The organism is Tardiphaga sp. (assembly GCF_044340795.1).
GTDB lineage: Bacteria > Pseudomonadota > Alphaproteobacteria > Rhizobiales > Xanthobacteraceae > Tardiphaga.
This window is the reverse complement of the sequence record NZ_JBIISY010000287.1, coordinates 1-6,969: the sequence shown is the minus strand read 5'-3', so window position 1 is coordinate 6,969 and position 6,969 is coordinate 1. Positions and strand designations below refer to the sequence as shown.

Annotated in this window: 7 protein-coding genes; all 7 read left to right on the top strand. The window is 65.8% G+C overall.

The annotated features are described in order from the left end of the window. Positions 1-1,323 (top strand): beta-propeller fold lactonase family protein (locus tag ACIQ17_RS29015; RefSeq protein ID WP_398472880.1); only part of this gene is annotated, 1,323 nt, incomplete at its 5' end. A 1-nt stretch (position 1,324) separates the two neighbouring features. Beyond that, on the top strand, positions 1,325-1,834 hold the full coding sequence (locus tag ACIQ17_RS29010) for an RNA polymerase sigma factor (RefSeq protein ID WP_021224442.1): 510 nt from the start codon (positions 1,325-1,327) through the stop codon (positions 1,832-1,834). After that, a complete protein-coding gene (locus ACIQ17_RS29005; protein ID WP_021224441.1) occupies positions 1,831-2,601 on the top strand; it encodes an anti-sigma factor in 771 nt (256 codons plus the stop codon). The genes ACIQ17_RS29010 and ACIQ17_RS29005 overlap by 4 nt, the downstream gene beginning before the upstream one ends. A gap of 337 nt (positions 2,602-2,938) precedes the next feature. Further along, positions 2,939-3,811, top strand: coding sequence for a LysR family transcriptional regulator (locus ACIQ17_RS29000; RefSeq protein WP_021224438.1), 873 nt, complete (start codon positions 2,939-2,941; stop codon positions 3,809-3,811). After that, positions 3,808-4,959 carry a TDT family transporter gene (locus ACIQ17_RS28995; RefSeq protein WP_021224437.1) on the top strand — a complete coding sequence of 384 codons (1,152 nt, stop codon included), beginning with the start codon at positions 3,808-3,810 and terminating at the stop codon, positions 4,957-4,959. Before ACIQ17_RS29000 ends, ACIQ17_RS28995 begins: the two co-directional genes overlap by 4 nt. Before the next feature lie 89 nt (positions 4,960-5,048). Then, complete coding sequence (locus ACIQ17_RS28990; RefSeq protein WP_021224436.1) at positions 5,049-6,284, top strand: molybdopterin-dependent oxidoreductase; 1,236 nt, start codon at positions 5,049-5,051, stop codon at positions 6,282-6,284. A 12-nt stretch (positions 6,285-6,296) separates the two neighbouring features. Continuing rightward, positions 6,297-6,779: a cytochrome c gene (locus ACIQ17_RS28985; protein WP_021224435.1), complete on the top strand. Its 483-nt coding sequence runs from the start codon at positions 6,297-6,299 to the stop codon at positions 6,777-6,779. Positions 6,780-6,969: the final 190 nt, after the last annotated feature.

Below are 6,969 nucleotides of genomic sequence, written 5' to 3'. Positions count from 1 at the left end.
GTCTATGCGTCCGAACAATTCTCCAACACGGTGTCGGTGACGGACCCTGCCGACAACCGGCTGCTCGGCGTCATCAAGCTCGGCGATCCGCAGCCGATGAACTTCTCCCCGCTCTACAAGGGACAAGTGCTGGTCCACGGCCTGGGCTTCTCGCCGGACGGGAAGACCTTGGCGGTCGTGTCGATCGGATCGAATGCCGTGTCGTGGATCGACACCGCCACCAACACGGTCAAACACACGACCTATGTCGGGCGCAGTCCGCACGAGGCGTTCTTCACGCCGGACGGAAAGGAGGTCTGGGTCACCGTTCGCGGCGAGGACTATATCGCCGTGCTCGATCCCGCGACGTACAAGGAAACCGGCCGCATCAAGACGCCCGGTGGTCCGGGTATGACGATCTTCTCGCCCGATGGGCGATACGGCTATGTCTGTTCCTCGTTCAATCCGGTGCTGGCCGTGTTCGATGTCGCAACCCACGCACAGGTCGGACAGGTGGCGCAGCCGAGCCCATTCTGCCCCAACATCGCCGCGACGCCGGACGGCAAGCAGGCGTGGTTTACGCTAAAGGACATCGGCAAGACGGTCGCATTCGATGCCAGGCCACCCTTCACAATCCTCAAGGTGCTGGATACCGGGCCGATCACCAATCACGTCAACTTCGCCCGCACGGCCAAGGGGCAGTTCGCCTATGTGACGGTCGGCGGGGAGAATGCGGTGAAGGTGTTCCGCACGTCCGACTTCACGCTGGTGGCAACCATTCCAGTCGGCAAGATGCCGCACGGTGTCTGGCCGTCCGGCGACGGTCGGCGCATCTATGTCGGGCTGGAGAATGCCGATGAGCTGGCCGCGATCGACACCGCTGGCAACACGGTCGTCGCTACCGTGCCGGTCGGACAGGCACCGCAGGCGATCGCCTATGTGCCGAACGCTGTTCCGACAGGCCCCGGCACCGACAATCTCCAGCCGCTCGGCACGGCCGGCAAGGCGTTGCATCTGACTATGGGGCCGATCGGCGGCAAGGGTGCGGCAAGCAGCATCACCCTCTTCGACCAAGGCATCATTCAGGTCGTGCAGAGTGCCGTTACCGGTTTGCAGCCCAAGAAGCCCTACATGCTCGTGCTGACCGCCAACGCGGATGGTAGCGGCGCTGTAGAGCCGCTTGCCAACTTCATGAGCAACCCGGCGGGTGCGGCGATCGTCAACGCGTCGGGTCCGATCCGGCAGATCGTTCAAGGCAGCACCGCGACGCCCCGCCGTTTTCTGGCGGTCGCTGAGGTGGTGAACGGCGCGCCGGGACGCATCGTGCAGGTACAGCGCGACTGACATGGACCCGCTTGCCGCCGCGATCGAGCCCCTGATCCCCGGTCTGCGCCGCTATGCCCGGTCGTGGTTGCGCGATCGGGCAATGGCAGATGACGTGGTGCAGGATTGTCTCGAGCGCGCGGTCGGGCGCTGGCGACAACGACGCGGGGCGGAGGTGCGCCCATGGGTCTATACGATCCTGCACAATCTGTTGGTCGACCATCAGCGGCAGCATAGCCGGCGAGGCACAGCGGTTCCGCTCCACCTCGTGGACGACGCCACGCTCGGCCGTCCGGCCGATCAGGAAACAGGCCTACACCACCGCGACCTGCTGCGCGCCCTTGATGCGTTGCCCGAGGAGCAGCGAACGGTGCTGCTCCTCGTATCGGTCGAGGGCCTGCCCTATGCGGAGGTCGCTGCCGTTGTCGGCGTGCCGCTGGGCACGGTGATGTCGCGCATATCCCGGGCGCGCGACCGACTGGCGACCCTCCTCCGGGAGGGTGAACGGCCGCGATTGAGGAGCGTGCAATGACCAGCCCGATCGGCGAGGACGATCTGGCCGCATGGATCGATGGCAGGCTGTCGCCCGAGCGGCAGCGCCTGGTCGACGCCTATCTTGAAGGCCAGCCGGACCTGCATGCCCGTTTGCGGGAACAGGCGGAGCAGGCGCGAGCCCTTGCATCCCTGTTTGCCCCGATCGCGGATGAACCGATCCCGGCGACGATGCGCGTCGCAGCCATCAGGGGGCGGCAACGTCAGCCGCGATGGCAATTCGCCATCGCCGCGTCACTTCTGCTGGCGGTCGGGTTTGGCGGTGGTTGGTCGAGCGCGAAGTGGAGCGGTGAACCCCGCGCAGGCATCGCGGCGCTGGCCAACGAGGCGAGTGACAATTTCCGTGTCTATGCCGCCGACCGGATACGACCGGCGGAGATCGGTCCGGATCAGCGCGCCATGCTGATCCGATGGACCTCCGCCCGTTTGGGTGAGCGCGTCACCATCCCGGACCTCAGCACAGCCGGCTATCGCTATGGTGGGGGGCGACTGGTCGCGACGCCTCACGGCCCTGCGGCACTGCTCCTCTACGACGGACCGCAAGCGTCGAAACTCGCGGTGCTGACGAGGCCTATGCAGATCGACAAGACTGCGAGCATGACCAGCACGTCCAGCGGGACCATGGGCCGGGTCACATGGGCAGTCGACGGGATCGGCTATAGTGTGGTGGGCGAGCGGCCTGCGGCCGAGCTGCATCCGATTGCCGATGAAGTCCGGCGGCAGGCCGATGCGGCGCTGGTGTCCTGATAGCGCCCTTGCTGCTCCTCAGCGCCGACAGGCACCGGGCGGGCCAGCGCGATCAGGGCTTGCGCTCGGCATCCTTCCTGGCGGCCTCGGCCGGCGTCAGGCGGGCTCGCTCGCGGATGTGGCGTTCCAGCGGCGCGCCGACGAACAGGACGAGCATCGCAAGGATCACCCCGCCAGTGATGAGCGGTCATGGACGATCAAACGTCGCAGGCCCGCCTAACGCTCCAAGTCTTCGAGACCATCGCAGACGAAAGGCTGCCGATCATTCCGATATCCAGATTGGAATGACCATATCAAACGGTTGGTCGTATCGATCTAAGTACGCGATATATGCTGCATGACCCTGGAGCAGCTCAGAATCTTCGTCGGTGTCGCGGAGCGCGAACACGTCACCAAGGCAGCGGAGGTGCTGAACGTCACGCAGTCCGCTGCCTCCGGCGCGATTGCTGCCCTCGAAGCGCGCTACGGGGTTCCTCTGTTTCACCGCGTCGGGCGTGGCATCCAGCTGACCGAAGCAGGCCGCGGCTTTCTGGAGGAAGCGCGCGCGGTGCTGGGGCGGGCAGCGCATGCCGAGACGATGCTGGCGGACTATGCCGGGCTTGCCCGTGGTTCATTGCGGATCGTCGCCAGCCAGACGATCGCGAGCTACTGGTTGCCGGCAAAGCTAGCCGCCTTCCACGAACGCCACCCGCAGATCGCGGTCGAACTGGCGATCGACAACACCGAAGGTGCGGCAGCGCAGGTCCTGAGCGGCGCGGCGGAGCTCGGTTTCGTCGAGGGCGAGGTGGACGAACCGGCGCTCGCCCACTGGCATGTCGGGCGTGATCCGATGGTGCTGGTCGGCCGCGAGGACACCGGGCGCGTCGACGAGGACTGGCTGCGCACTGAACGCTGGATCGTCCGTGAGCTGGGATCGGGTACGCGCTCGACCTTCGAGGACGTGCTGCGAACGCGCGGGTTTGATCCGGCCCAGCTGACGATAGCGATGACGCTGCCGTCCAACGAGGCGGTGCGCACCGCCGTCGAGGCGGGTGCCGGCGTTGCCGTCTTGTCGCGATTGGTCGTCGCGCGCGCGCTCAAGGCCGGTGACCTTGTCGAGCTGCCGCTCGGGCTGCCCGACCGCGCCTTTCACGCGCTGCGCCACAAGGAACGCTATCGCACCCGCGCGGCCGACGCGCTGACGGACCTCATCAAGGAGCAGGTCGCATGACTGCCGACACGCACTCCGTTCTCAGCGGCCTCAAGCCGCTCAGCCGGCTCGATCATCCCCGCGAGATGATTCGTCAGTTCACGCCCAACTGGTTCGCCGCGACGATGGGCACCGGTATCCTCGCGCTCGCGCTGCCGCAGGTGCCCGGCATCGGGCCTTCGCTTAAACCCGTCGGCGAGGTGTTGTGGTTCTTCAATATCGCACTCTTCGCGCTGTTCGCCGGCCTTTATGGCGCGCGCTGGGTGATGTTCGGGCACGAGGCGCGGCGCATCTTCGGGCATAACACCGTGTCGATGTTCATCGGCACCATCCCGATGGGCCTCGCGACGATCATCAACGGCTGCCTCGCCTTCGGCATCGCACGGTTCGGGAATGGCATCGTACCGGTCGCACACGTCCTGTGGTGGATCGACGCCGCCATGTCGCTCGCCTGTGGCGTGCTGATCCCGTACATGATGTTCACCCGTCACGAGCACAGCCTGGACGGCATGACCGCGGTATGGTTGCTGCCGGTCGTCGCTGCCGAAGTGGCGGGCGCCAGCGGCGGGCTGCTCGCGCCGCATCTGGCCGATCCTCACGCGCAGCTCGTCACGCTTGCGACCTCCTATGTGCTGTGGGCCTATTCGGTGCCGGTCGCGTTCGGCATCCTCGCCATCCTCATCCTGCGCATGGCGCTCCACAAACTGCCGCAGGAGAGCATGGCGGCGTCCTCCTGGCTGGCGCTGGGACCGATCGGCACGGGTGCTCTGGGCATGCTGGTGCTCGGGGCGGACGCGCCGGCTATCCTCGCGGCGCACGGGCTGGCCGGTATCGGTGCCGTCGCGCAAGGGATCGGCGTTGTGGCCGGACTCTGCCTGTGGGGCTTCGGCCTGTGGTGGCTGGCGCTCGCGACGCTCATCACCATCCGCTACTGGCGCGCCGGCGTCCCGTTCAACCTGGGCTGGTGGGGCTATACCTTTCCGCTCGGCGTCTACACCGTCGCCACCTTACGCCTAGGCACGACGCTGAACCTCGGTTTCTTCGGTTTCGTCGGCACGGTGCTGACAGTCGCGCTTGCGGCGATGTGGCTGCTCGTCGGCGCCAAGACGCTGGCCGGCGCATGGCGCGGCAACCTGTTCGTCTCACCCTGCATCGCCACCCCGAACTGATCCGCCATGATGATCGGATCAGTCGGTCCGATCACTTGCGAAACGCCCCTTCGATCCGCCAGCGTGGCTGGCCACAGGAGAGCCTTGTCATGGACAATTTCGACGCCGAACTGGCGAGTGAGACCAGCCGTCGCCGCTTTCTCAGGCATGCCGCGCTCGGTACCGCCGGCCTTGCCGCCGCGCCGGCACTGGCGCAGCAGCTCGTCGACCTGAAGCTGCCTGGCGGCAATGCCGAACGGCCGATGACCAGCGCCTTTCCCGGCAAGGGCAGCATGATCCTCCAGCGTGTCCATCCGCCCTTGCTGGAAACGCCGATGGACGTGTTCGACAAGTCGGTGTTCACGCCCAACGACCAGTTCTTCGTCCGCTGGCACTGGGCCGACATCCCGACCTCGATCGATGTCGAGACTTTCCGCCTCAACGTCTTCGGCCACGTCAACCGACCGCTGTCGATCAGCCTCGCCCAGCTGCTGCGCCTGCCGCGGGTCGAGATGGCGGCGGTCAACCAATGCTCGGGAAACAGCCGTGGGCTGTTCCAGCCACGTGTTGCCGGCGCGCAATGGGGCAACGGCGCGATGGGCAATGCCAAATGGCTCGGTGTGCGCCTGCGCGACGTGCTCGACCTCGCCGGGGTCAAGACAGGCGCGGTGCAGGTGCGCTTCGGTGCGCTCGATCAACCGGTCGTGGCGGGCGCCCCTGACTTTGAGAAGGCGCTCGACATCGACCATGCCCGCGACGGCGAAGTGATGATCGCCTTCGGCATGAACGGCGAGCAGCTGCCGCTCCTCAATGGCTTTCCCTGCCGGCTGATCGTGCCGGGCTGGTACTCGACCTATTGGGTCAAGATGCTGAACTCGATCGAGGTACTGCCCGGCCCCGACGACCAGTATTGGATGGCCAAGGCCTACAAGATCCCCGCGACGCCGGGCGCGAATGTCGCGCCCGGCGCCAGAGACTTCCCGACTGTCCCCATCAACCGCATGATCCCGCGCAGCTGGATGACCAGCCTGCCCGATGGCCAGACGATAGCCTATGAGGCATCGATCCCGGTCGGCGGCATCGCGATGGGCGGCGACTGCGGCGTCGCCAAGGTCGATGTATCGTCGGACGGAGGCCGCACCTGGTACAGGACGACGCTCGGAGCGGACGAGGGCAGGTACAGCTTCCGTCGGTGGGATGGTCGCGTGCCGCTGCGACGCGGTGCCAACCCGATCATGGTGCGCTGCTGGAACACCAACGGTGTCGCCCAGCCGATGAAGCCGATCTGGAACCCGGGCGGGTTCATGCGCGGCAATATCGAGACCACCACCATCATCGCGGCCTGAGGAGCGAGTAGCATGAAGACCCCGTCTCCCGGCATCATGGCCGCTGGCCTGATCGGCCTGACCGGCATTATCCTCGTCTCGATCGGGGCGCCGAGCAGCCGCAAGGCGCCTGCCCCGATCTCCGAGACATCCGAGCCGGCACCGCCCACCAGCGTCTCAGCCCGCGGCTTTTCGCTCGCCTCGACCAGCGTCGACCTGCCGGTCGATGACGCTACCTACCCCGATGGTCCGCACGCCGACGTCATCAACGCCAACTGCACTTCGTGCCACTCGGCCAGCATGGCGCTAACTCAGCCTGCGCTATCGGCGGACCAGTGGAAGGCGACCGTCACCAAGATGCGTGAGGTGTACAAGGCGCCGGTGGCCGAGAAGGACGTTGACGCGATCGTTGCTTATCTCACCGCTATGCCGAGCCAGAAAGCGGCACCCGCAACCGGCAAGGCACAGGATCCCGACCCCAAGGTGGCTCCTGATGTCTCAGGTGGAACCGGATAAGCAAACCTCTCGCATAATCTAAAAAGGCGATTTCGACAGACGATCGGCAGCCTTCAGTAGGACTTTTTCAACAGCCACGGACGGTTTTGACACCGACTTGCTGTTTACTGGCCTATAGGCTAGGGGGGTATCCTATGTCACATTTGTCTCAAACCAATGTCGATCTGGTCGCCCGCGTTCGTCGCATCGC

Bases quoted from the DNA above. Each gene is read 5' to 3' on its own strand.
- ACIQ17_RS29000 (WP_021224438.1), top strand. From the start codon at position 2,939: ATGACCCTGGAGCAGCTCAGAATCTTCGTCGGTGTCGCGGAGCGCGAA.
- ACIQ17_RS28995 (WP_021224437.1), top strand. From the start codon at position 3,808: ATGACTGCCGACACGCACTCCGTTCTCAGCGGCCTCAAGCCGCTCAGC.
- ACIQ17_RS28985 (WP_021224435.1), top strand. From the start codon at position 6,297: ATGAAGACCCCGTCTCCCGGCATCATGGCCGCTGGCCTGATCGGCCTG.
- ACIQ17_RS28990 (WP_021224436.1), top strand. From the start codon at position 5,049: ATGGACAATTTCGACGCCGAACTGGCGAGTGAGACCAGCCGTCGCCGC.
- ACIQ17_RS29010 (WP_021224442.1), top strand. From the start codon at position 1,325: ATGGACCCGCTTGCCGCCGCGATCGAGCCCCTGATCCCCGGTCTGCGC.
- ACIQ17_RS29005 (WP_021224441.1), top strand. From the start codon at position 1,831: ATGACCAGCCCGATCGGCGAGGACGATCTGGCCGCATGGATCGATGGC.